We start from the raw sequence: 25,620 nt of genomic DNA on the forward strand, positions 1-25,620 counted from the left end.
GGCGATCAATCGTTGAGTTCGTTTAGGTCGTGCACGTCCACCGTTTGGAAGGTCTCGCCCACCTTGTCAACAAGGAAGGCAAGCAACAGCACGCTGGTCAAAAGGTCGAGCAGGATCGCCGTGTTCACCGCAAGAGGCATTTCATTCCCCACTGCAAGTGAGAGGAGGAAGATCCCATTCTCTAGGATGAGGTATCCGATCATGTGGGTGATGATCTTCACCCGCGTCATCACGATGAAGAGTCCAACAAAGACCGCCGAGACCGAGGCCGTGAAGTATCCTACGCGCAGGTGCTCTTGGTGGATATTGCTGGCAAGGATGAAGCTGAGAACGATGATGACTGTTACGACGAGTAGCGACTGGAAGTGCGTCACCGTTGGATTGGTCTCTCGTACGATCCCGTTCTTGCGGATCGTTCGCAGCAACATCAGCGGGATGAGGAGCCCCTTTACGAGAATGGTCTCAACGAGAATGAACGAGAGATTCAGCACGTCCACGCTATGAAGGGCTACATAGGCCGTTGCAAAGAGCAACAGACCTTGCACGCCAAGGATGTTCACCAGCGTCTTCATGCGGTCGGCCATGCCTGCATAGAGAAGCGTGAGTACGAACAGGATGATAAAGACGGTTTCCATGTTCAGAGCACCAGTTTGTTCGTGAGGATGAGAACCGAGAAGTAGATGAGCACGGCAACGGACGTGAGCGTGAGGATGAACTGCGGATTGCGCTTCATTCTGTTGCGGGCACGGAACGACTCCAATACGCCCACTGTGCAGGCGAAGATGATGTTGACCGCAAGGGCAATTCCGATCTGCATCCAGAGCGGCACATTCGGAGGAAGATGGAAGTTTGCCAGGAGGAGTCCGAAGAGAGCGAACTTCATGCTCGACGTGACCATGATGAGTCCAAGGTCGAATCCACTGTGATCAAGGATCATCACTTCATGGATCATCGTTAGCTCCAAGTGTGTCTTTGGATCGTCAACTGGCAGACGCGAACTCTCTACCATGGCGATCTGAAGGATCACGTAGACGGCAAACGCAGAGATCAAGATGGAGACACCACCCATTCCAAGATGGAGCGCGGAGAAGAGTGTTGTGAATGACGTGTGACCGGTGAGGATGGCCAGCGACCCAAAGAGCACAAAGAACGCCGGCTCAACCAACATGCCGTAGATCGCTTCCCTATTCGCTCCCATCCCTTCAAAGGGGCTCCCTGTATCAAGTGCTGCAAGGATCATCACGAACCTGCCAAGGGCCAACAGATAGGCAAAGGCAACAACATCAAAACTGAAGGAGAAGAGCGCCGGACTCGCACCAAACGGCACGAGTGTGCAAGCCAGGAGGATGGTCACAAAGGAGATGGTAGGTGCCAAACGAAACACTACGCTTGTTGTAGTGCTGATCACAGCTCCTTTTTTAAAGAGGCGGATACCATCACGAACGTGCTGAAGGAGTCCGGGACCCTGACGTCCACCGAGGAGACTCTTTGTCCTGCTGACGATGCCGATGAACAAGAACGCTACAACGAGCATAAACGGCATGGCGATCATAGAACCTCCGCTAGCGTCAGTACAACAACGGCGATGATGAAGACAAAGGCATACATGATGTACGATCGCATGTTCCCTGTCTGAAGAACGGCTAAGGCACGCAAAGCCCGTTCGATACGCACTGCCAACGGGTCGATCACCTTGTTCGCAACAGCATCGTGTTCTTCCGTATGATAGGTGCGAGAGTGCGGGAACATGTCGGCGGGAGCTATCTGTCGGTACGTGACATTCACATCCAATACCGGCCCCATGATATCAACCGTACTGTTCGCATAGGTCGTGGCCGTGTACTGAACCCGAGCATCACCTTCCGTGAATCCACATCCCCATGTAGGACCATGTGAAAGGGGCTTTGCAGAGATCGCCCACCGACGCAGCATCCACACAAAACCGATCACTCCGATCAGAACGGCCTGGCCTATCCCAACGCTATCGAGAGTAGACAGCAGGTGTTCGGGAATGGTGTGACCGGAGACAGTATAGATCGCACCAGACAGAGCACGGATGGTCAGTCCGGGCGCAACGGCTATTGCCAATGCACCGACAACTGCCATCCATTGTGGCAAGCGCGTGAACAGCGAAGGGTCATGTGCATTCACCGGAGCCTGTGTACGCGCAGTACCCAATGCTCCGATGCCAACGGCCTTTGTGAAGGCAATGATGGCCATGCCCCCTGCCAAACAGAGTGTGACAACGGAGAACACGCCAAGCATGCTGATCACGTTCGAGGCTGTCATCATGGCATCGATCCCTGCCATATACATCGGGAACTCCGAGGCAAAGCCGCTCAGGCCAGGCAATGCACTGATCCCTAGAGCCCCCAGGAGCAGGAGGTTCACTGTTCCCGGCATCGTGTGGATCAATCCGCCTAGATGATTGAGGTCGCGGGTGTGTGTTCCATGGAGAATGTTGCCTGCACTTTGGAACAACACTGCCTTCATCAGCATATGGTGCGTGATGTGCAGCACAACTGCAGTCCAAGCTGCCGTCTCTATCATTGGGGCATTGATGCTGCGGGCGATGAATGCCATTCCAACGGACATCACGATGAGTCCCATGTTCTCAACGCTTGAATACGCAAGCAGTCTCTTGATATCCCGTTGCGTGATGGCGTTGGCGATACCAAAGAGTGCTGTGATCATCCCAAGCACGAGGAGGACAGAGCCCAACTCCATGGAAGGTCCGAGAAGCAATCCGAAACGTATGAGACCGTAGACACCAAGCTTGATCATAACGCCCGACATCAGTCCGGAGACATGTGATGGAGCAGCAGCATGTGTCTCCGGTAACCACGAATGCAAGGGGAACAATCCGGCCTTCATGGCAAATGCGACGCCAAGGGGCAGCAGCACCATCCATGCAGGATGAGTTGCGGCATACTCGTGAACATGAGCGAAGGAGACGCCGCCCATGGATACGGACACCAGCCCGATGGCAACCAAGATGCCCACTGCCCCTAGGTGCATCTGAAGGACATATCGCAGTGCTGCATGCCGCACCTTTGTCTGACGCGCGTCGAGCAGGACGAGAAGGAAGGAGGCAATAGACATCGCCTCCCAGCAGAAGAACAGACTATAGAGATCGGACGTGATCAACACGCCGATCATCGCCGCATGAAGGGCAACGAAGGAGACGTTGTGGAGGATGACCTCGGTGACCGAGCGTTTATATGGATCATCGGCCAAGTACCGAACGCCGTAGAGGGCGGCGAGTACACTTCCAACATTCACTACAAGCACCAGAAAGGCGCTCAGGCTGTCGGCCACATACGTGACAGAGCCAATGTCAGCCTTCCACGCCACACCGGTCATCAAAACCGATACGGCAGGAACACTTGTTACAATGGCGATCACGAGAGACACGACGCACGCAACCACAAAGGTTGGACGCATGGTCTATTCCCGTTCTGAAGGGGTATAAAAGAGGAATTGGTAGGGGGCTGGGGGTGCAGCTAACCCTAGATCAACAGGGTTCGAACCTGGATATATAATGGAACCCGACTACTCGTATGGGGTTCGGGAGAACAAACTGATCGGATCTCATCGGTGATATACACAACCGATTGAGGTAGCTCCGTGATCTCGATCTCTATCTCAGCATCCGTCTCAAGATCGATCTCTTCAACAGCTCCAACATGGAGGTGAGCCTGATATGTAGCAACACCATTGCCTCGCACACACACCGTCTCACTTGCAGGTGTCGGTACGACAAATGCAAGACCAAGGGAGACAAGAAGGAGTGTTACGATGATCTTCATCTGCGACAAAACTACATTGTAAGGGTTGTCACACGACATGACACAACGATTATTTTACATTCACCGACATTTTTCAGGCATATATCGAAGCGCTGTACTATCACCAGCTGCGAATGCATGTTTGAGATCATCGCATGCGCCCATGGTGTCCTGCATGGACCGCAATCTCAACCGACCCCGCAGCAGATATGCCTTGGGGAAGGTGCTGTCCTGCTTGATCACATCCGATACGTCACTGAACGCCAATTGCACCAGCCCCATCTCTGCATGGACCACTGCACGCTGCATTCGTGCGTTGAGAAGCTCGGGTTGGATGGTAAGAATATGGTCGAGGTCCGACTTCGCATTCCCGTACTCGCGCAGTCTGAGGTAGGCAGACGCCCTGTTGAACCACACGTTCATCGTTAACGAGTCGCGCTCGATACACCGCGTATAGAACACCACAGCCTCACCATAATTGCCCTTGTTGAAGGCATTGAGCCCCTTTCCAAAAAGCTCTTGGATCTGGTCTTGCTCGTCTTGAGCAATGACAATGGCCGACGTGAACACTACGGCAAGGACGATGAGTGTGAACTTCATGATACGAGAATACGGACTTCGTGTGAGAGGTGGAAGAGGCTAGAATAGATCGGACAGACCGTACTGTAGCACATTTTCTAAAGGATGATCTGGGCTACCTACTACGATCAAGCGTGTGTCTCCGTGTTGTTTCCTGAACGCGGTTGCGCCTGCATAGGCATCACGAATATTGCCGGACTTCACTTCGACGAGTACTCGTTGTGTTGGTGTAGAAACAACAAAATCAACTTCGAATCTCCCCTCGCGCCAATATTGAACTTCAGCTCGTGCTGTACTGGCGAGCTGCAGGAGGTGTGCACCAACTGCCGATTCTACCATTTGACCACGATACAGTGCACTCGATGTTGCATGAGAACTAGCCATACCCATCACAGCGCTGAAGAGAGTAGGTGCATATGACTGGAGCTTTGGACTCGCCGATCGTTTCCGCACAATTGTGCCTGCATATTTCTGTAGCCCACACAACAGACCTCCATCACGGAGAAGCTCAAGATAATGTGCTATAGATGCAGCATTCCCTGAATCCTGCAACTGGCCAAGTAGTTTTTGCAGTGAAACGATCTTTGAAGTCAGTGATGTGCCAAGGACAAAGAGATTTCGCAACAATGCCGGCTTGTCGATTCTCTCTTGTTGAAGTACATCAAGTGCAAGAGTACTTTCAATGATCGACTCTTTGATATAGAGAAGCCACCGCTCGCTATCAGGAAGCAGCTTCATCGGGCCAGGATAACCGCCTAACGTGAGGTAGTCATCAAGAGTGATGTTGAATGCATCACGCATCTCGCTCCATGACCAATGATGAGCACGCAATACCTCAAAGCGTCCCGCTAAACTTTCAGACAGCCCTTTTCGTAAAAGCATAGTGGATGAGCCCGTAAGCACAACCAAGAGATTTACAGAAGTAGACGTGTCTTCATCCCACAGCCTCTTTACAGTCTCGGACCAGTTAGGGATCTTCTGTGCCTCATCTATCACCAAAACACAGCGACCATGTGCCTGTGCCAACAATCGGGCCTTGCTCCAATGGTCATGGAGCCACGCTGAACCGATCACTCCCAGCTCATCGGCCGATATCGTCACCGATGGAAATGGAAGATCCTCAACCGCCTGACGCATCATCGTCGACTTCCCCACCTGCCTGGGTCCAAGTACGATCTGCATGAATACACGAGGTTCATTTATTCTCGTTCGAATCACGTCTACAAGTTTTCGCTGATACATCAATGCGAATCTGGTTTGTGAGGCATTGCTCACAATTTAATGAGGCGTTGCTCACATTTCCAAGTTCACCAAACTCGAATGAGCAAAAAACGGCTCGTATCTTGGCTCTCATGGGCTCTTCCGGACTTCTAACCCTCACAGATCGTGGGTTGTATTGTGAACGGGGCGACTTCTACATCGATCCTCAGCGGTCAGTAGAACGGGCCGTGATCACCCATGCCCATAGTGATCATGCCCGTCCGGGAATGAAGCACTACCTCGCTCATCGTGATACGGTCCCGCTCCTTCATCATCGGATCTCACGGTCCATCTCAACCCAGGCTGTGGAGTATGGCGAGGTTCTTACGATGCACGACGTCTCAGTCTCCTTCTTCCCTGCCGGACATATGATCGGTTCTGCACAGATCCGAGTGGAAGCTGACGGTGAGGTCTGGGTCGTGTCGGGCGACTACAAACGTCAACGTGATCCGTATGCCGCCCCCTTCCAACCACTGCGTTGTGATACCTTCATCACGGAATCAACGTTCGGTCTGCCTATCTACCACTGGCCGTCAGATGAAGATGTGGTATCGGATATCAAACGATGGCATGCTGCCAATGCCTCCTGCGGAATTGCCAGTGCCATTCAGGTGTATTCACTCGGAAAGGCGCAGAGATTGATCGGACTCCTGGCGCACCACCTGCCCCTTGCCGTCAGTGCGGGAATCCATGCTGCAAATGTGTGTATTCGTACGTCGGGCATTGAAGTAGCCGAAACGTCAGTGTTATCAGACTCCATGTCTCACGAGAAGTTGATGAGGGGGCTGATCCTTGCCGCCGGACCGAATGACCTACGCACCATACCTGCTGCACGTTCAGCCGGTGTAGAAATGGCGTTTGCTTCGGGATGGACTGCAACAGAGCCCGGCAGACGCAGAAACTCAGGCGCAGGTTTCGTCATTAGTGATCACGTTGATTGGGATGATCTCCACAGAACCATTGATGAAACAGAGGCAGAACACATCATCGTCACGCACGGTTTTGCATCAGAGGTTGTGCAGTACCTGCGCGAGCGAGGCAGGTCTGCAGAGGTGCTTACCACATGAGACGTTTCGCCGAACTCTGCGCAGACCTCGAACGCACGTCTCGACCGAACGTGATGCGCACGATGATCGATCATTATGCTGCATCTGCATCCGTGGAGACCGCAACTCTGGCAATGTCCTTGATCAACGGATCACTGAGTCTGCAGGTGATGCGTCCGCGCCAACTGGCAACAATGATCTCGTCCCACATGGCACTCCCCTCATGGCTCATCGACACATCAAGAACACTTGGCGGTACGCTCGCCGAAACGTCAGCTCTCCTTCTGCCCAGATCGGATTCTCACTGCGAACGTTCATTGCCGTCGATGATCGAAACACTCACATCGATCCAAATCAAGGATCTACGTTCTCGCTCAGACATGATCCTCACGCTCTTGCACGAGTGTTCCGTCTGGGAACGCACCGTCCTTGCCCGCATCATCGTTGGTTCTCGGCCAATTCGCAACGAGATTCCACTTGAAGAACGCGCGGAAGTGATCGAGACCACAGAGCACCGTATGATCACAACCCTCCTCTATGCCCATAAGGCACAAAGCATCGGACAACAGACATATAGTCACTTCACCGTCGGCGTTAAAAAGGGCGAGATCTATGTGCCCCTTGCCAAGATCCCCAACACCTTCAACGCGGAGATCAACGTTATCGTAGAAGGTCTGGCAACCCAACGCACCGTTGAGAAATTCGGCCCCACCCATTGGGTTTCGATCGGAATCATCATGGAGATCGCCTATACAGAGATCGTTCCATCAACACGAACCAAGAGCGGCATCAAACTCCATGGCGCCCGCCTCGTGGAGTGGCTACCAGATCGCGCCTTGGCGGACGTTGATACGATCGAATGAATTCGCTATTCATAATCCCACGACTATGTCGTGGGCTACTAAATTATTCGCTATTCGCTATTCGCTATTCGCTATTCGCTATTCAAAAGAGCGTGTGCGATATCCGCCACAATCTCCCCAACATCCTCCAACCCAATGCTGAGACGTACCATGCCTTGGGTGATCCCGACGGCTTGACGTGCTTCTTCGGTGAGGCGCGCATGTGTTGATGTAGCGGGATGCGTAACGATGGTTCGTGTGTCACCGATGTTGGCTGTGATGGATGCCAAATGGAGACGATCAACGAAACGTTTAGCCCCCTCTGCTCCGTCCTTATGCGTGAAGGAGACGAGCCCGCCACCAAGCTTCATTTGGCGCTTTGCAACCTGGTGTTGTGGGTGTGAGGTCAAGAAGGGATACATCACACGTTCAACGTTTGGATGCGACTCAAGGAACTGCGCTACGGCAAGGGCATTGGAGCAATGTCGGTCCAGACGGACGTGGAGTGTCTCCAGGCTCTTGGAGAACATCCATGCATTAAATGGCGACATCGTTGGGCCGGTGTTGCGCGCAAAGAGGTAGATCTCGCGGAGAAGATCGGCACGTCCGACCACTACGCCACCAAGCCCCCTACCCTGACCGTCTATCCACTTCGTTGCCGAGTGCCAGACGATATGAGCGCCGTGATCTATAGGTCGTTGAAGAAGGGGCGTAGCGAACGTGTTATCAACGTTCAAGATCACATTCCTACGTGCGGCAAGCTGTCCAAGGAATTCAAGATCTGCGATCTCCAACCCCGGGTTTGACGGACTCTCCACCAACAGCATCTTGGTTGATGCCGTGATGGCTTCCTCCCACTGCGCATTGTTGTCGATGTCCACATACGTATGCGTGATCCCCCACCTCGGCAAGAACTGTGTAAGCAGCGCATGTGTGCTGCCGAACACTGCACGCGATGCAACGATATGATCTCCCGAACGCAGGAGTCCCATGATCGAGGCAAATCCAGCAGCCATCCCAGTCGATGTGGCAACACCGGCCTCTGCACCCTCCATCGCCACCATCTTGTCTACAAACTCCGTGGTGTTCGGATTCGTAAACCGTGAGTAGATGTTGCCCTGTTGCTCCTCTGCGAACAAGGCACGCATGTGCTCGGCATCATCAAACACAAAACTCGACGTCATGTATAATGGCGTCGAGTGTTCGTGTTCTTCAGTCTGCTCTATTTGAGTTCTGATATTCGAAGTGATCATTCGCTGTTCTCTTTCCCATGACTTCGTCATGGGCCACTGACTTCATTCTGTATTCGCTATTCGCTATTCGCTATTCGCTATTCGCTATTCGCTGTTCGCTGTTCAAAGAGCTTTCACCTCATTCACCAACGCCGTCAACGATGCCTTTGCATCACCGAAGAGCATTGATGTGTTCGGACGGTAGAAGAGTTCGTTTTCAATACCGGCGTAACCGGCCTTCATCGAACGTTTCATAACGATTACTTGGCGTGATGCTTCTACATCCAGGATCGGCATGCCGTAGATCGGTGAATCAGGATCAGTCTTTGCGGCTGGGTTCACCACGTCATTGGCGCCAACCACAAGGACGACGTCTGTTGTTGCGAACTCAGGATTGATCTCTTCCATTTCTACGAGTTTGTCGTAGGACACGTCAGCCTCTGCAAGAAGGACGTTCATGTGACCTGGCATACGTCCGGCAACCGGGTGCACGGCGTATTTCACGATCACACCCTTCTCTTCCAGTTCATGCTCCAGCTGATGACACGTGTGTTGTGCTTGGGCAACAGCGAGACCGTATCCCGGCACGATCACAACCTGCTTGGCATAGGCCATCAATACGGCTGCATCGGTTGCTGTGACCTCGCGGATCGTACCGGTGGCTGTCTTTCCGCCGCCACTGGCTGCAGCCTTTGCGCTCATGAGTCCGCCGAAGAGCACGTTGGCCAAGGAACGATTCATCGACTTGCACATGATGATCGTAAGGATCGTACCGGCAGAACCAACAAGGATACCGCCGATGAGCATCACCATGTTATCATAGAGGAATCCACCACAAGCTGCTGCAACACCCGTGAAAGAGTTGAGCAAGGAGATCACAACGGGCATATCTGCGCCACCGATCGGCATCACAAAGAGGACGCCGTAGGCAAGGGCAAGTGCACAGAGGACCAGGAGGAAGGTAAGACCCGAGAGTGAACCCAGGACGAACATCACCGAGAGAACGGCTACGCCGCCAAGCACGAGGATGTTGAGAAACTGTTGTCCACTAAAGGCAAGATCCTTGATCTTCTCGGCGAGTTTGCCGAAGGCAATGATCGAACCGCTGAACGACACACTTCCAATGACAAGTCCGGCGATGATCGTGAGCGAATGAACAGGGTCATGCGCCGCTGATGGATCGCGGTGTGCTTCTTCGATGAGCGATATCAACGCGGCGCAGGCGCCGCCCATTCCGTTGAAGAACGACACCATCTGCGGCATGGCCGTCATCTTCACACGTTTGGCCATGATCCAGCCAACCACGGTACCAACGATGAGTCCACCGAAGATCAGCGGCAGATTGGCGAGGTGTTCGCCCGTCGACGTCTTATAGAGGAAGATCGTACCAAAGATGGCAAGCCCCATACCGAAGGCTGCAACAAGATTACCCTTGCGTGCCGTTGCCGGCGAGCCGAGCATCTTGATACCGATGATGAAGGTTACAGAGGCGATGAGATAGAGGATCGGTAGAATACTGTCCATCATTGCCTCTTCTTGAACATTTCGAGCATACGATTCGTGACGACGAAGCCGCCGACCACGTTGAGGGTTCCGAGGATAACGGCCAGGAAGCCGAGGATCATGGAGAACATGTCCGTTGCTTCGCCCATCACAATGATTGAGCCAATGATCACCACGCCGTGAATGGCATTAGCGCCGCTCATCAGTGGTGTATGCAGAACGCTTGGAACGTGCGTGATAAGCTCGATCCCGAGGAAGATCATCAGGATAACGAGGTAGACCATATTGAGGGTTGCGGGATCCATTATGCTCTGACCTCCTTGTTATACGTAACGAGCGTTGCTGCTACCACCTCGTCTGCGAGGTCGAACGTGAAGCCTTCCGGTTTGGTGACCGCTGCAAGGAACGTTGTTACGTTCTTCGCATAGAGTTCACTGGCATGTGTTGGGACCGACGATGCAAGGTTATTACACCCGATGATCGTTACACCATTGTGTTCCACTGTCTCATCCGGCTTGCTGAGTTCACAGTTACCGCCAGCTTCCGTTGCCATGTCGATGATCACCGATCCGCGTTTCATCTTTCCAACCTGTGCGGCCGTGATCAGCGTTGGAGCTGTTCCGCCGGCAACCAGCGCGGTGGTGATAACGAGGTCGGCCTCAACGAGAGATTTTTCGACGGCTTCTTTCTGCTTAGCAAGGATCTCCGGACTTACAGAGGCTACATAGCCCCCTTCGATATTTACCTTGTCGAGACCTTCTACCATGATGAACTTCCCGCCGAGAGACTCAACCTGTTCCTTTGTCTCCGGACGGATATCGCTTACTTCGATGCGAGCGCCGAGACGCTTTGCTGTGGCAATGGCCTGGAGTCCGGCCACACCTGCACCATAGATGAGCACCTTGGCCGGCGTAACAGTGCCGGCAGCCGTCATCATCAACGGAAAGATCCTACCGAGGGAGTTCGCCCCCAAGATCACGGCCTTATAGCCCGCAAGGTTGTTCTGCGACGAGAGCACGTCCATGCTCTGTGCCCGCGTGATGCGAGGCATGGCATCGAGTGCAAAGGCGTTGACGCCCTGTGCTGCTAACGCGTCGAGAACATTGCGATGTCTCTTCGGGTAGATATAGGAGACCACAGATGTTCCGCTGCGCATTTCTGCGATCTCTGCGGGACTCGGCACGGCCACCCTGATGATAGTGGCAGCAGCGGCGATGACCTCGCTGCGGGATGCCACAGTGGCTCCGGCAGTCTGATAGGCAGCATCGTCGAACCCGGCGGCTAACCCAGCCCCCTGCTCCACATGAACGGCGTGACCCTGTTTGGATAGTTGAAGACAAGCTGATGGAACGAGGGCCACACGCCGTTCACCAGGTAAAGTCTCCTTGAGTACGCCTATGATCATAGCCCCAAACGTACAACTTTTTTCTAATCCCTTCGTTTGATGTTTCAATGAATGATTTAGACATATCTAAACTATATTTGCCCCGTGAAGATTCTCATCATCCTTTTCACTGTGATCACAACGCTTCGGCTGACGGCGCATGCCCCTGCCCCGCATGATCTGCGCGTTGTTGTGCGCGATGCAGAAACACACGATCCGATACGCGGTGCAACAGTGCGTGTGGGTACGCGAGGTGCGGTCACCGATCGATCTGGCGCTGTTGTCTTGCATGGCATGCCGGACACATCGGTAGTGATCACACGTATGATCGGCTATGGTGAACGACGTGATACGTTGGTCCTCACCGCTGTTCTTACGTCGGTGAACGTCGATCTCGTGTCACGAGCCGTTACCACACAGGATGTAACGGTCACGGCATCCCGACATGAACAGTCGCGCGAAGAGTCTCCCGTTATCGTTACGGTGAGTGATCAACAAGTGTTCCGAGCAGCACAGGCAGTTTCGCTATCAGAAGGTCTATCCTACCAGCCCGGACTCCGCCTAGAGAACAACTGTCAGAACTGCGGATTCACGCAGGTCAGACTCAACGGCATGCAGGGTCCGTACACCCAGATCCTAGTGGACTCCCGTCCGGTCTTCTCTGCTCTCAACGGTGTCTATGGACTTGAACAGATCCCTGCGTCGATGGTAGACCGCATTGAGGTGATCCGCGGCGCCGGCAGTGCGATGTATGGTGCTGGTGCTATAGCAGGCACGGTGAACATCATCACGCGCGATCCGCTCACAACATCTGCATCGGTCTCAAGTACTACGTCGTGGATCAATGCACGTACGCCAGACGCAACGATCAATGCTCGAGGCACATGGGTCAGCGATGATCTCAATACAGGTCTCACACTCTTTGGCCTCACTCGCACACGCGTACCTTTCGATGTGAACGGCGATGGATACAGCGAAGTACCCAAGTTGTGGAATGCGTCAGGGGGTGGTCGGTTCGTTTATCAGGCTTCTGAACAAGATCGGTTCTCGGCAGAAGGACATTGGATCCGTGAATTCCGACGAGGGGGCGATCACTTTGACCTTGTTCCGCACGAAGCAGATATCGCCGAACAACTTGATCATGCCATCGGTGGTGGTGCGGTTTCGTATGAACATGCGTTCAGCGGAGACCGCCAACGTATCGCCGGGTATGCATCTATGCAGTCAACCATCCGCTATAGCTACTACGGCGGAACAGGCGGAGACCCAGCGGCAGCAGAGCGAGCGAAACTCTACTACGGAACTACCAACGATATCATCGGTGTAGGGGGCGTGCAGTTCACGTCACAAGAGTGGCAGCCATTCGGGATACAGTCGGTGCTCTCCACCGGACTCGAGATCGCCGGCAATCATGTTGTTGATGAAATGCCGGGCTATGGAAGAAGCATCGATCAACAGACACTCTCCACCGGACTCTACGCACAGCTCCAACTCTCACCTGCATCGCCCCTTTCCATTGCCCTTGGCGCTCGGTTCGATGCCCTAGATATCTCAGGCACGTATCAATTCGATCCTTCATCATTTGAACAACAGGACAGAACATTCTACGTGGTGAACCCACGCATTTCGATCATCGGCAAGCTCGCACCGGGACTTCAGTTGCGCACGTCGTATGCATCCGGCTTTCGCGGACCTCAGGCCTTTGATGAAGACCTGCACGTTTCTACCCTCCAAGGTTCTGCTCGATTGATCCGCATCGATCCATCACTGCGTCCGGAACGTTCTCACAGCATCTCGATGTCTCTTGATGGTAACTCTGCATCTCCCACATCTGCAGTTGGATTCACGCTGGATGGCTTTGCAACGTTGCTGCAAGCCCCCTTTGTGACGTCCCTCACACCGGATACTGTCCCGGGGTCTTCTGCATCTATCGCTCTCAAGACCAATGGTGATGCCGCATGGGTGGCCGGGATCAACGCCGAAGCACGCATCGCCTTCTCAAAACAAATGGAAGCCACTGCCGCCATCACGGTACAGGATGCGCGGTATGTAACAGCTCAGGTCCTTGCGCAGGGGGCTGATGGTTCTTACGTATCATCGCCATACATCACACGCACACCGAACGTCTATGGCTCGATCACGTCAAGCTTCTTCCCAACTGATGAGTTCACGATCGACGTATCGGCTATCGTTACCGGACCGATGCATGTGATCAACGAGCGCACCATCACCATGCACCGCACGCCATGGTTCTGTGATGCGGCTTTGCAGCTCGGCTATGATCTCCACCTCAACGATCTCGTTGAGCTTACCATTGCGGCTGGTGTTGTGAACGTTTTCAATGCCTATCAATCGGATCTCGAAAGCGGCCCACTGCGTGATGCATCCTACATTTACGGTCCGCTCCGTCCACGCACTATCACCCTATCGATGAGTCTGGCATGGCAATGAACCTCTCACAGAACATGCAGGACTATCTCAAGGCCATCCTGTTGATCGGCCGAGATGGAACGGCGAGTACGTCGGATATCGCTGCCAAGCTCGAAGTGAGTCCGGCATCGGTCACGAGTATGATCAAGAAGCTCGACGAGCTCAAGCTTGTCAAACACGAGTCGTATCGTGGTGTGACGCTGACACATGCCGGACGCAAGGTGGCACTTGAGATCCTCCGTCACCACCGATTGATCGAGACATATCTGGCCGAAGCACTCGGATATGCATGGGACCAGGTGCATGAAGAAGCGGAGCGCTTGGAACATCATATCAGTGAGGAGTTCGAGGATCGTATCTCAAAGATCCTTGGCGACCCGCAGTACGACCCGCATGGAGATCCTATTCCGTCGAAGGACGGACGGATCCCTCCAACAACTTCTGAGCGACTTGCAGATGCCGAACGCGAAGAGTCGGTGATCATCAGACGTGTGAGCAGTCACGACAACTCCATGCTCCGCCTCCTCACCCATCACGGAATCGGCATCGGATCTACCCTCCGCATCGTTTCGCGCAATGAGGATGTTCGGTCGATCACCGTCCGACATCAGCGAAAGATCATCGATCTCTCGATCGAAATCTGCGGACACATCTTTGTTGACAGGTATGTTGGCACTACGAGGTCATAACCGCTATGAAAAAGAGCAAACCCAATTCGCCATCTCTCGAAGAAGTTCACGGCAGTGTTGAGACTCAAGTTGTAGGGGGCTTCTGGAAACGTCTCACAGCGTTTATGGGTCCGGCCTATCTCATTGCCGTGGGCTACATGGACCCGGGCAATTGGGCAACCGACATCGCAGGCGGCAGCAAATTTGGATACACACTCCTTTGGGTGTTGGTCCTCTCCAACATGATCGCCTTGTTGTTGCAGTCGCTCAGCGCACGTCTAGGCCTTGTGCGCAGACTTGATCTTGCACAAGCATCTCGTCTGGCCTATCCGCCCTTTGTGAACTACACGCTCTACGGACTCGCCGAACTGGCCATCGCGGCCACTGATCTTGCAGAAGTACTCGGCATGGCCATCGGTGTCCATCTCCTCACCGGCATTCCAATGAGCTGGGCCGTTGTCCTTACGCTTGTGGATACCATCCTCCTGATGTTCATCATGCGCGGCAATGTCCGTCGCATGGAGTCTATCGTCCTCGGCTTGATCACCACCATCGGCATCGCCTTCCTATGGCAGGTTCTGATGTCGGATCCACATCTCCCAACGCTTGCCACCGGACTCATCCCGTCCATCCCCAACGACGAAGCACTCTACATCACCATTGGCATCATCGGCGCCACAGTGATGCCGCACAATCTCTACCTCCACTCGGCGCTTGTTCAGACGCGGAGGTTCGACCGTACACTCAAGGGCATTAAGGATGCCATCAAATTCAATTTCATTGATTCTGCGATCGCGCTCAACCTTGCTCTGTTTGTGAACGGTGCGATCCTTGTTGTTGCAGCTGCGGCGTTCTACACCAATGGACTTCAGAACGTCACAGAGATCCAGGATGCTTACAGATTGCTTGCCCCCTTACTTGGCAACTCTATGGCACCGATCCTGTTTGCTGTTGCACTCATTGCATCGGGTCAGAGCAGCACGGTGACCGGAACTCTTGCCGGACAAGTGGTGATGGAAGGATACCTTGGACTTCGCATGCAGCCATGGGTGCGTCGCATTCTCACACGCAGTATCGCCATCATCCCTGCTGTAGCAGTGATCGTCATCGCCGGCGACAATGCCGTTGGTGATCTCCTCGTGTTATCGCAGGTGGTGTTGAGTTTGCAGTTAGGGTTTGCCATCATCCCGCTCATCCATTTTGTGAGTGATCGAGCAACAATGGGCGATCACGTCATTGGCACGATCACCAAGGTCTTTGCATGGTGCAGTGCATTGATCATCGTTGGACTCAATGCAAAGCTTGTCTATGCAGAAATCACGGGATGGTTCAGCACGGCCGCAACCTCTCCCCTTCTTCTGTGGAGTATCGTTCTGCCCGCAGTTGCCTTCTGCGTGGTGGTGCTTGCCTATATCGCCATTGTTCCGATATGGGGCAGGCCATGGCGGACACGTGTTGCCGTTCCCCATGCAGAACAGCCCCTTGCCTTTGATCTTACAGAAGTCCATACGTTCAAGCGTGTTGCTGTTACGGTTGACTTCTCCAACGTCGACTCTGTGGCGTTGAAGTATGCCGTCACATTCTGTCACTCAACCAGCACCGTGATCTTGATCCATGTGGTGGAAACCGTGAGTGCCCTTGTGATGGGTCACGAAACATCGGACGCAGAGACCCATTCCGACAAGGTCCGGCTTGAAGAATACGCCGCACAGATCGATGCAACGGGACGTCACACAGAGGTGGTGATCGGGTATGGGAACCCTCGTCGTACGATCCCCGACCTTGTCAATTCCTCCTCTCCTGACCTCGTGGTGATGGCCGGTCATGGACATTCCGGGCTTGGGGACCTTGTCCACGGAGCCACCATCGATGCCGTACGTCACCGCATCCTAGCTCCCGTCATGGTCATTCCCGGTAAGTCGTAGCCATTTGAAGGGTAAGTTTGTGTCATGAAAAGACTCCCAACCATTCGTGATCTGCGTTCGGAGATCCTCGAATTGCTCCAAACGTCGAAAAGCCCCGTTCAACTCATCGACATCTCTAAGCGACTTCGCGTTCGGGCAGACTCCGAAGACTATGATCATTTGCGAGACCTCCTCACCGTGATGTCTGAGGAAGGGGCTCTCATGCGACACAGCAGACGTCGGTATTCTCTACCGATGCAGAATTCGGAAGGTCTTCGTGGTGTACTCACAACCTATCACGACAACGCAACGGTAAAGACAGACGATCCCGAGTTGCCGATCGTTCACATCCGACGTCAGCACATGCTAACGGCTCTCGACGGAGACACCGTCCTTGTTCGGCCTCATGCGATCCCCAAGGACCGCAAGGTTCGCGGCGAAGTGGTTGCCGTTGTTGAACGGTCACTTCATCCGATCAGCGGTTCCATCGAATATGATGGGGCGTTCTACTACCTCATTCCCGACGAAGCGAAGTACCATGTAGACTTCCTCATCAGTGAGAAGAATCTCAACGGTGCAAAGCCCGGCGACAAGGCGATGGCAACGTTTGTGCGTTGGGAACATGCCAACGCATCTCCTGAGGCGATGATCAAGGAAGTACTCGGTACTTCTGGCAAGGCTGCCGTTGAATTCGCAGCCATCCGCAAGGAGTTCCGACTTCCGCAGAGTTTCCCTTCGAGCGTGGAATCACAAGCCGCATCATACCCTCAGCCCCCTTCAAAAGCTCCGAAGGGCAGGACGGATCTGCGTAAGGAACTCATCGTTACGATCGACCCTGTTGATGCACGCGACTTTGATGATGCGTTGTCGCTGAAGAAACTTGAGAACGGAAACATGGAGCTCGGCGTGCACATCGCCGACGTGTCACATTATGTTACGGAAGGTTCAGCGCTCGACGTAGAAGCTCTGAAACGTGGCAACAGTACCTATCTCGTAGATGGCGTGATACCGATGTTGCCCGAGCACCTTTCCAATGACATCTGCTCCCTGGTTCCCAACAAACCACGGTTTGCCTATTCCGTGTTCATGGAGTTCACCGCAAAAGGAGTTCGCAAGAACTATCGGATCGAAGAGACGCTCATCGAAAGCAAACGTCGGTACTCGTATGAAGAAGCGCAGCAGGTGATTGAGTCGGGCAAGGGTGATAATGCAGCCCTGATCATCGAGCTCCACAAACTCGCCAAGACCCTCTTTGCCCTGCGGATGAAGAACGGTGGCATTGACTTTGAAACACAGGAAGTGAAGTTCATCCTTGATGAGAATCAGATGCCTGTGCGTGCCATCGTCAAGACCCGCACCGATGCAACCTCCCTCGTAGAAGAGTGTATGCTTGCAGCAAACCGTACCGTTGCCGAACATCTGCATGTCTTGAAGCAGACTTGGAAGACCAAGGACCTACCGCCGTATGTCTACCGTATTCATGACCAGCCCGATAAAGAAAAGATGGAAGCTGCCGTCGGTGTAGTGCGAGCATTGGGTTTTGACGTGCCAAGTGGCAAGCTCACCCCTGTGCAGATCAACAACATCCTCGCTCAAGCAGCCAACCGTGTTGAGAAGCCGGTTGTGAACACCCTGTTCCTGCGTTCCATGGCCAAGGCCGTCTATGCCGAGCATAACATCGGTCACTTCGGACTTGGCTTTGCTGATTACGCCCACTTCACGTCACCTATCCGACGCTACCCCGATCTCTACGTCCACCGCGCATTGAAAGAGTATGCAAAGGGGCAACCCGATCGTAAACGATGGAATGACCTGCGAGAGATGGCATCCATTGTTGGAGATCAATGTTCCCTTACCGAGCGAGCAGCCGTAGAAGCAGAGCGTGCATCGGTGAAGTGTGCGCAGACCATTCTTGCGCGTGAGCACATCGGATCCGATCACGTGGGATACGTGACCGGTGTAGCACAGTTCGGCGTGTTTGTGACGTTGAAGGACCTGATGATCGAGGGACTCCTTCACATCCGCGACATCAATGATGACTACTACGTTTGGGATGAGAAGCGCATGCGGCTGTACGGTCGCAAGAACAAACGCGTCTTCCGGTACGGATCCCTTGTGCGCATACGCATTGCCAAGGCCAACGTAGAGAAACGCATGATCGATCTTGTCCTCTCCCTTGATCAAACCGGTCTCGAAGAGACCATCGAAGTGATCGAAGAAGTGAAGAAGAAGGCCACCAAATCAGCACCGAAGCGTAGTACACGAGAATCGTGATCAGCATAGAGAAGGCTCGAGCAGCAGGTGGACACACCATTGCCATATGCGACGAAGCCGGACGTTATGCTCTTGCTGACCTCAGTGCCTGCATGAACGGGAGACTAGCCCCTTGCGCAGATCCGGCCGTCTTCTCGACCTTGAAAGCCGCATTAGGAACGATCGTATGGCCTGGCGGCTTTGATATCGATCCCGACAACGTGTTTGCGGCCATCATACCCAACACAGACGAACAAGCACGCGTCACGTTTGACCAGAAAGAAGACACAACGATGCTCCACCCAATGGAGTATCACATGCCTATAGTTTCCGTCTTCTTTGACCTCATCATCTCGATGTTCTACGATGAGCGTCAGCACAACACCCCGCACATCCATGTCCGTTACGCCGAACACAATGCCTCAGTGAACATCACCACCGGCGATGTGATCATAGGGTCGCTCCCACGCCCAAGGCTCCGCCTTGTAGAGGCGTGGATCGAGCTCCACCGCGACGAACTCCTTGCGAACTGGGAGCTCATGAAGGCCGGGTTAGCACCTGAGCGGGTTAAGCCGTTGGAGTAGCTGTTCGCTGTTCGCTGTTAACGAATGATCACAACGGATTTTTGCGACACAAGCCCCTTGCTTGAGACGACTACACTATACACACCGGACGGCACCACGTACCCTAGCTCTGACCTTCCATCCCAGCGTATGTCAATCTGCTGATCTCGCAGGATGTACCTACGAATAAGAGATCCGTTGATATCAACGATCTGAACGATGGCAGATTCGCCTATGTATTCCGGAATGGAAATCCGGACTTCGTCAGAACTCGGCTGGGGGGCTACCTGAATTTCGAGGCTTGTTGGAACGACGTCGTCCACGTTCGTTTGAAGTCCGTTAAGCAATGAATCAGTATTGTAGATCTGCACAGTACCGTCTGCAAACGAGATTGCGATGGCAATACCATCGGCATCCGTACCGATGCCAGTTATGTATTCTGTGAAGGGAACCGAGTATGCAAGCTTTCCGTCTGGGATATGATAGAATTCCAGCGCACTTGGACCATTTGATGGTGAGCCAACGATTCTTGTAAGGTAAGGTCGGTTAGCAAAAGGTTTTCCTTTTACCACAGCCGTATCCGGCCCAACCCGTTTGAACGACCGATCCCAAAATTCGCCGTCAAGGTATTGGAAGGAACCGTTTTTGTAGATAAACTCTCCGTTGACGTAGAGAAACTCGCCGTTGGCCACCCATTCCGCTGTAGCTAGTGGGGCCGGTATAGAGTCGCAAACGACTCCAGGAAGACTGGAGTATAAATGCGTCTGAGGCCAAACATGGAGTCCATCGGTAAAGTGGCCGAATCCGTTCCACTCACGGGTAAGGGGATTCAGGGTAACTCCGAGAACAAGCGGATGACTACACTCCCGCGACAAGGACGAATCGATCTCGCCCGTTGAACCATCGTAGAGAGTATAGTTTGGCCATCCCTCACCATACTTGATAGGCTGACGAGTTATCTGAACTATCCAGTGATATGCGCTGTCCCACTGTCGTGAAAAGCGAAGGCTCGACGTCCATTGATTGTCGTAGCCCCTATAAATCAATCCGACATCCTTAGCTCCAGCATCAATTGAAAGTGATCGCAGTGTGATGGAGGCAATTCCGCTATACTCACCACGGTTTCCATATCGCACCAGATGAAGCGAATCTCGTATTGTATAGAGAGTGCCATTTGGATCAACAATGCAACCAGTTACCGGATGTGGATATGGATCGATTGAAGCTTCTGTTTTACCTTGTTCTAGATCAATAATGAATGTTATCTCTGTTCCAAAACAGCCCAGGAATCTGCCATCTGGACTTAGGCTCGGAATACTGTTGTTGTCGGAATCCAACAATCGTTTGAATGCGAACGCACGATTAGCACGAGGATCTTTGGGCAGCGGAAATACTTCAACGTCATACGTACCTCGCGACGTATCCCCTGAAGTTGACACGAGTGTATATGCACCGGTATACTGACCTGGTCTTTCATAGTAGGCCAGTTCGCCCCCTCCCCGCAGGGCATTGTCGGTAATGACCACTTCAAGCTTTGTACCAATCGGGACAGTCCACACATGAACGGGAACGAACGTTGATGCAGTTACGGTATCAGGCACAATTCTACCAAGCCGAGCGGGCTCTGCCGGTTCTAACCCAAATTCCCATCTGATAATGCTGGAGTCGTTCAACATGATCACACACTCATTCGTAGAATGCACGATCTCCGTACTTAAGAGCCTCATGTGAACAGTTGGTTTCAAGCGATACACTACATTTTGAGACGTCAATTCTCGAATAGAAAATGTATCGCCGCCTTTGTTTTGATATGGTCGAGAGAAGTAGTGTTTGCCATTTGAACACAATTCCACAAAATCGATCGTCCCAGCAAGCGTGCAATTCGCTATAGGGAGTAGAGTAGTGGTCTCAAAAACATCCCTTTGGTTATGAAAGCAACGATCACCAGCTGCTATGTAAAGTTGGTCTTGGCGCTCAATGATGCGCACAGAGTCACCGCCATACATATGGATCCTGGAGCCGTTGTTTCCCCGAGGAGCATAGCCGCCTCTACCATCACTGACAAGATATGTGCTCGACCCAGTTACTTGAACAATCGAACCATCATAGTTCGATCTGAGTGATCCCCATGGTAGCGAAACATCATGACCCCACGCCGAATCCACGATCGCGAATGATGCAACATTCATTCGATCATAAACAGTCCCAGTGCCTGAATAGGGACTAAGGTCGAGATCCAGTCTACAACTATGAAGCCACTTTCCATCACCAGATAGTACAAGTTTCCCCAAAGGGATATCTGGCTGAGCGAAGGGTTTCAAATTGTCTGAGATACGAAGCTGAGTCTTTCTTACGAGTACACCGGTCTTTACATCATACTCAACTATATGGCTTACGAGTTTGCCTTCAACTAGTACACGCTCTGTCTCGATCGTGTAGCACGATGATGCAGCAGGCGAAATGGCGAGTCCATCTATCGTTCCAATCAAAGCAGGAAATCGAGAGATCTCAATTCCGGTTCGTGGATCTAGGAGGATGAGTGATGAATCGACTGCTACCATCACCCCATTATCATTGGCAGACGCAGCGCGGATTGGACCAGGAAAAGTACTCGTCCACGTCGGCATAACGGTCGTCTGCGCGCGAAGTCTGGGAACCACTTGCAACGAGAGCAGCAAGGTGATCACACAAAGCATAATCGACTGGGAATGCATCATACCGAAGATATCCATTTTTGAAACAGCCAAACCCAGGTGCGTGCCCCTAAACGCAGAACGGGGTTCCTCATTGAGGAACCCCGTTCTTATTGATCGTAGACGATCGGACTTGTTACGCGAATTCGATATTCGCTATTCTGCATTCAATTCGCTATTCGCTATTCGCTATTCTGCATTCAATTCGCCGTGGTATCCGTCCCCGACGCCAGCCGTGTGATGTCTGCCTCGGTGAGGCGACGTGCCCCGATGAGGCGTTTGCTGTAGTAGGTGGACTCCAGCGAGCTGATCGTAACACCGTAGCGCGAGGACGCATGGGCGAAGAGATTGTCGCCGAGGTAGACACCAACGTGTGAAACGTAGGCATGACGTCTGGTATGGAAGAAGATGAGATCTCCGAATTGGAGTTCAGTACGCTTCGATACCGTACGTCCGATCGTGGATTGTTGGGAGGCTGTACGTGGCAATTCAACCTTGGCAACACTTGCATAGACCATGCGAGTGAATGCTGAACAGTCGATACCGGTACGGGCTTGACCGCCAAAGTCGTAGCGGGTGCCAAGCCAATCCATGACAACATCAATGATGTTCTGCTTTGGGATGCCCCCTTCGGTCACCTCTGCTCCATTGTCGTCAACATACTGGAGCCAAAGGGATCTGAATCCGTCCACATCCACCGTTACATCGTCTTCGCGCTCGAGTTCGGCAATGTCTTCGCCTTCATCAAGCATCAAGGACTGTGCTGTTGGTGTGAGTGCGTCTGTCTTTTCACCATCGGTGGCGATAAGAGCGCGGGCGTCGGCAACGGCTTCACCTGTTGAGGTGAAATCCATACCGGCCAGACGGCAGAGCTCGGGGCTCTGCGTTCGGACGAGATCGATCGCTTGTCGTTTTCCTTCCGCACGGGCCGTAGGCGAACACTTGGAACGCTTTGACCTCTTACTCTTCTTCTTCTTGCGGGAGGCTTTCTTTACAACGCTCTTCGTTGCTGATGCGGCCATCGATTCCACTGGAACGATGGTCGTGAACGAGAACATCATGGCGATCATGACACAAAGGAGAGACAGGCCGGGGATCCTGAGCATAGGCATGTCTCCTATTGTCGTGAGTAAAGCCGACTATCCATCCTTGAACACACGTTCAAGGAGAAGCCGGTCTGATCCGTCAAGGGTGAGCCCCTTAACGTTTGGATTGAAAACGCGAAGAACAACGTGATAGTAGAGGAAGATCCAAGGGGCTTCTTCAACTACGATCTGTTCCATGCGTTGATAGAGTGCAGCGCGCTCGTCGAATGATAACCGCGGCGAAAGTGCTGCGGCATAGAGCGAATCCAGGTCACGCCTGTCGATCCGGGTGGTGTTAGGACCATTGGGAGCGATGTTGGCGTGAATGAACAAGGCGAGAAAATTCTCAGGATCCGGGTAGTCCCCGATCCAACTCGTTCGCCACAATGCAAGGTCTCCTGCTCGCACCATTGATAGGTGTTGAGGGAAATCGACCTGTCGGAGTTCGACGTTTACGCCGATCTCTTTCCATTGTGCTTGGATCGCCTCGGCGATCGATGCGGTGCGTTGGCTGTTCCCCAGTTGCAGAAGCAAGGTGGGGAGGCCCTTCCCGTTTGGGTAGCCTGCTAGAGCCAAGAGCCGACGGGCTTCATCGGGATCATACCGATATCCTTTTACAGAGGAACTGAAACCGGGCATCGACGGAGGAAGTACTCCATTGAGTGCCGGTTGGCCCCTTCCATTGAGGAGGTATGTTACGATGCGATGTCGGTCTATGGCATAATTCAATGCCTGACGGAGGAAACGGTTCCGAACCAAGGGCGATGTGCGTCCCATTGACAACGACGTGTCCATGAGAATTCCATAATACTCCACGGTATTGGCGGCTCGTTTGAGTACGCGAAACCGGTCGTATGGTGGGCGCAGAGTGCCGTTGGGTTCAAAGACAGTTGACACGAATGATTCATCAACATTACTCACGAGGTCGAACTGACCTCTCGAGAATTCGAGGAATTCATTCTTTGGGTCCCGCAGAAATGAGATCCGTATCGTTTCCAAATACGGAAGTCGTCTACCGACGGAGTCGGTCTTAAAGTACCGCGGATTGCGTGTCAATGTCAGCTCTCTATCCTGGTTCCAGGTACCGAACATGAACGGGCCCGTACCAACGGGATGTCGTCCATGATCGGCCCCATACGCTTCGATCGCTTCCCGAGGAATAATCGAGCCGTATGGCATGGTAAGAACTGCGAGGAATGGAGCAAATGGCTTCGTGAGACGGATCTTTAGAACTGAATCATTCTCAACGAAGATGCCTTGGATCGATCCCGACTTCCCTGCTCGAGTGGCCTGATGAAATTCATCAGCACCGAGAATGGTTGTGCGGAATGCCCATAGACCAGTGGACTTCGTACGTGCGTCACAGATTCGCTCAAGACTGTATTTCACGTCTTGGGCTACTACTCTGCGTGTCCTTTTCTGGCCAAAACAAGGGTCTGGGTGGAACCACACGTCATTTCTGATCGTGAAGGTCCATTCAACCCCGGAGAGGTCTACACTCCAGCTCCTTGCGATACAAGGGGCTACGTGGAGCGCAGAATCCAATTCAACAAGTCCGTTATAGAGATGTGAAGTGGTCCAAAGTGCACTGCGGTACGATGCTTGGGCTGGGTCAAGGCTGAGGAGCCCATCAGGTTCATTGTAGCAAAATGTCGTGTTGCTCTCGGATGGTGACGGCTTGTGGCCGACACACGAATGAACCAAAAAACTGCAGATAACAAGTCCGATTGTCAAAGAACGTAGCGGCAAGGGACGTACCCCAGTGTGGCGGATTGTTGACACTTGCTGCATGGTCGGCTGCAAAACTCGGTAATTCTGCCGAGCAAACCAATGAATTGTGGTTCATTGTATCTGGACTGGCTCCAAATTACGCCCCCATAACGAGTTACGGGGATTCTACCGTTATATTTGCACACGCGGTAACCCCGTAACCATGTAACCAAGTAACCCCGTAACCCCGTAATTGCGTCACCTACTCTCCATCCTGCTCCTCCCATTGGTATTCACCTCTACGGTGATCGCCGGGTTCGACGTGCATGAGCTGGAGAAACTGGGGAACGTGGTACTGCATTACCAACACCATGTTTCTGAGCATGGGGAGACGGACCTCTCGTTCTTCGAATATCTGGCCGATCATTTTTCGGCCTCGTCGTCCCACGAAGATCAACAGCATAAGGGGCTCCCTCTTTCTGAAGCGGGACACTTTTGCGGCAGCCATGTTCTGCCGGCATTTCTAACACCGCACATTCGACTCCACGTGCCGGTAGTAACTCTCTTCCTCGTTCCAGAAGATGCCACTGCGCATCATGCTCTGGACCATGAACGGATATTTCAGCCCCCTCGAAGCTGAAATGTCGATACCCGCCTGTGGCGGGACAGAATATCCCTGC

Annotated in this window: 21 protein-coding genes; 8 read left to right on the forward strand and 13 right to left on the reverse strand. The window is 53.0% G+C overall.

What is annotated here, in order from left to right; genetic code table 11:
• Positions 1 to 5: 5 nt before the first annotated feature.
• The 6 genes from IPI29_04390 to IPI29_04415 form a co-directional block, all read right to left on the reverse strand.
• Positions 6 to 635: a hypothetical protein gene (locus IPI29_04390; GenBank protein MBK7411777.1), complete on the reverse strand. Its 630-nt coding sequence runs from the start codon at positions 633 to 635 to the stop codon at positions 6 to 8.
• Between the two features lie 2 nt (positions 636 to 637).
• Entirely contained in the window at positions 638 to 1,552 is a 915-nt protein-coding gene (locus tag IPI29_04395; protein ID MBK7411778.1) for an NADH-quinone oxidoreductase subunit H, read from the reverse strand.
• On the reverse strand, positions 1,549 to 3,444 hold the full coding sequence (locus tag IPI29_04400; protein ID MBK7411779.1) for a hypothetical protein: 1,896 nt from the start codon (positions 3,442 to 3,444) through the stop codon (positions 1,549 to 1,551). Before IPI29_04400 ends, IPI29_04395 begins: the two co-directional genes overlap by 4 nt.
• 65 nt (positions 3,445 to 3,509) lie before the next feature.
• Complete coding sequence (locus tag IPI29_04405; protein MBK7411780.1) at positions 3,510 to 3,809, reverse strand: hypothetical protein; 300 nt, start codon at positions 3,807 to 3,809, stop codon at positions 3,510 to 3,512.
• Between the two features lie 60 nt (positions 3,810 to 3,869).
• Positions 3,870 to 4,388, reverse strand: coding sequence for a tetratricopeptide repeat protein (locus IPI29_04410; GenBank protein MBK7411781.1), 519 nt, complete (start codon positions 4,386 to 4,388; stop codon positions 3,870 to 3,872).
• 39 nt (positions 4,389 to 4,427) lie between these two features.
• Positions 4,428 to 5,507 (reverse strand): ATP-binding protein, encoded by a 1,080-nt coding sequence (locus IPI29_04415; protein ID MBK7411782.1) that lies wholly within the window; start codon positions 5,505 to 5,507, stop codon positions 4,428 to 4,430.
• Positions 5,508 to 5,719: 212 nt separating this feature from the next.
• Between IPI29_04415 and IPI29_04420 the strand changes: the two genes are divergently transcribed.
• Both IPI29_04420 and IPI29_04425 read left to right on the forward strand, forming a co-directional pair.
• Positions 5,720 to 6,694 carry a ligase-associated DNA damage response exonuclease gene (locus IPI29_04420; GenBank protein ID MBK7411783.1) on the forward strand — a complete coding sequence of 325 codons (975 nt, stop codon included), beginning with the start codon at positions 5,720 to 5,722 and terminating at the stop codon, positions 6,692 to 6,694.
• Positions 6,691 to 7,536 (forward strand): hypothetical protein, encoded by an 846-nt coding sequence (locus tag IPI29_04425; GenBank protein MBK7411784.1) that lies wholly within the window; start codon positions 6,691 to 6,693, stop codon positions 7,534 to 7,536. Before IPI29_04420 ends, IPI29_04425 begins: the two co-directional genes overlap by 4 nt.
• 71 nt (positions 7,537 to 7,607) lie before the next feature.
• On the opposite strand, the gene IPI29_04430 is transcribed toward IPI29_04425, so the two are convergent.
• From IPI29_04430 to IPI29_04445, 4 genes are all read right to left on the reverse strand, one after another.
• Positions 7,608 to 8,798, reverse strand: coding sequence for an aminotransferase class I/II-fold pyridoxal phosphate-dependent enzyme (locus IPI29_04430; protein ID MBK7411785.1), 1,191 nt, complete (start codon positions 8,796 to 8,798; stop codon positions 7,608 to 7,610).
• A gap of 72 nt (positions 8,799 to 8,870) precedes the next feature.
• The gene (locus tag IPI29_04435; GenBank protein ID MBK7411786.1) at positions 8,871 to 10,274 is read right to left on the reverse strand and encodes an NAD(P)(+) transhydrogenase (Re/Si-specific) subunit beta; all 1,404 of its coding nucleotides are present in this window, start codon (positions 10,272 to 10,274) and stop codon (positions 8,871 to 8,873) included.
• A complete protein-coding gene (locus tag IPI29_04440; GenBank protein ID MBK7411787.1) occupies positions 10,271 to 10,555 on the reverse strand; it encodes an NAD(P) transhydrogenase subunit alpha in 285 nt (94 codons plus the stop codon). The genes IPI29_04435 and IPI29_04440 overlap by 4 nt, the downstream gene beginning before the upstream one ends.
• Positions 10,555 to 11,655 carry a Re/Si-specific NAD(P)(+) transhydrogenase subunit alpha gene (locus IPI29_04445; GenBank protein MBK7411788.1) on the reverse strand — a complete coding sequence of 367 codons (1,101 nt, stop codon included), beginning with the start codon at positions 11,653 to 11,655 and terminating at the stop codon, positions 10,555 to 10,557. The genes IPI29_04440 and IPI29_04445 overlap by 1 nt, the downstream gene beginning before the upstream one ends.
• An 84-nt stretch (positions 11,656 to 11,739) precedes the next feature.
• Here IPI29_04445 and IPI29_04450 point away from each other — a divergent pair, with 84 nt between their 5' ends.
• From IPI29_04450 to IPI29_04470, 5 genes are all read left to right on the forward strand, one after another.
• Complete coding sequence (locus IPI29_04450; protein MBK7411789.1) at positions 11,740 to 14,085, forward strand: TonB-dependent receptor; 2,346 nt, start codon at positions 11,740 to 11,742, stop codon at positions 14,083 to 14,085.
• Positions 14,076 to 14,753: a metal-dependent transcriptional regulator gene (locus IPI29_04455; protein MBK7411790.1), complete on the forward strand. Its 678-nt coding sequence runs from the start codon at positions 14,076 to 14,078 to the stop codon at positions 14,751 to 14,753. Before IPI29_04450 ends, IPI29_04455 begins: the two co-directional genes overlap by 10 nt.
• 5 nt (positions 14,754 to 14,758) lie before the next feature.
• Complete coding sequence (locus tag IPI29_04460) at positions 14,759 to 16,657, forward strand: Nramp family divalent metal transporter (protein ID MBK7411791.1); 1,899 nt, start codon at positions 14,759 to 14,761, stop codon at positions 16,655 to 16,657.
• A 24-nt stretch (positions 16,658 to 16,681) separates the two neighbouring features.
• Positions 16,682 to 18,910 carry a ribonuclease R gene (rnr, locus tag IPI29_04465; GenBank protein ID MBK7411792.1) on the forward strand — a complete coding sequence of 743 codons (2,229 nt, stop codon included), beginning with the start codon at positions 16,682 to 16,684 and terminating at the stop codon, positions 18,908 to 18,910.
• Between the two features lie 296 nt (positions 18,911 to 19,206).
• Positions 19,207 to 19,473 (forward strand): DUF4160 domain-containing protein, encoded by a 267-nt coding sequence (locus tag IPI29_04470; GenBank protein MBK7411793.1) that lies wholly within the window; start codon positions 19,207 to 19,209, stop codon positions 19,471 to 19,473.
• A 17-nt stretch (positions 19,474 to 19,490) separates the two neighbouring features.
• On the opposite strand, the gene IPI29_04475 is transcribed toward IPI29_04470, so the two are convergent.
• The 3 genes from IPI29_04475 to IPI29_04485 all read right to left on the reverse strand — a co-directional run bounded on the left by IPI29_04475 (position 19,491) and on the right by IPI29_04485 (position 24,775).
• Positions 19,491 to 22,169 (reverse strand): hypothetical protein, encoded by a 2,679-nt coding sequence (locus tag IPI29_04475; protein ID MBK7411794.1) that lies wholly within the window; start codon positions 22,167 to 22,169, stop codon positions 19,491 to 19,493.
• A 176-nt stretch (positions 22,170 to 22,345) separates the two neighbouring features.
• Positions 22,346 to 23,251, reverse strand: a complete 906-nt coding sequence (locus tag IPI29_04480) for a C40 family peptidase (GenBank protein ID MBK7411795.1) — start codon at positions 23,249 to 23,251, stop codon at positions 22,346 to 22,348.
• Between the two features lie 33 nt (positions 23,252 to 23,284).
• A complete protein-coding gene (locus tag IPI29_04485; GenBank protein MBK7411796.1) occupies positions 23,285 to 24,775 on the reverse strand; it encodes an ABC transporter substrate-binding protein in 1,491 nt (496 codons plus the stop codon).
• A gap of 418 nt (positions 24,776 to 25,193) precedes the next feature.
• Between IPI29_04485 and IPI29_04490 the strand changes: the two genes are divergently transcribed.
• Complete coding sequence (locus IPI29_04490; GenBank protein MBK7411797.1) at positions 25,194 to 25,580, forward strand: hypothetical protein; 387 nt, start codon at positions 25,194 to 25,196, stop codon at positions 25,578 to 25,580.
• The last annotated feature ends 40 nt before the right edge of the window (positions 25,581 to 25,620 follow it).

Source organism: Ignavibacteria bacterium, from assembly GCA_016707005.1.
GTDB lineage: Bacteria > Bacteroidota > Ignavibacteria > Kapaibacteriales > Kapaibacteriaceae > UBA10438.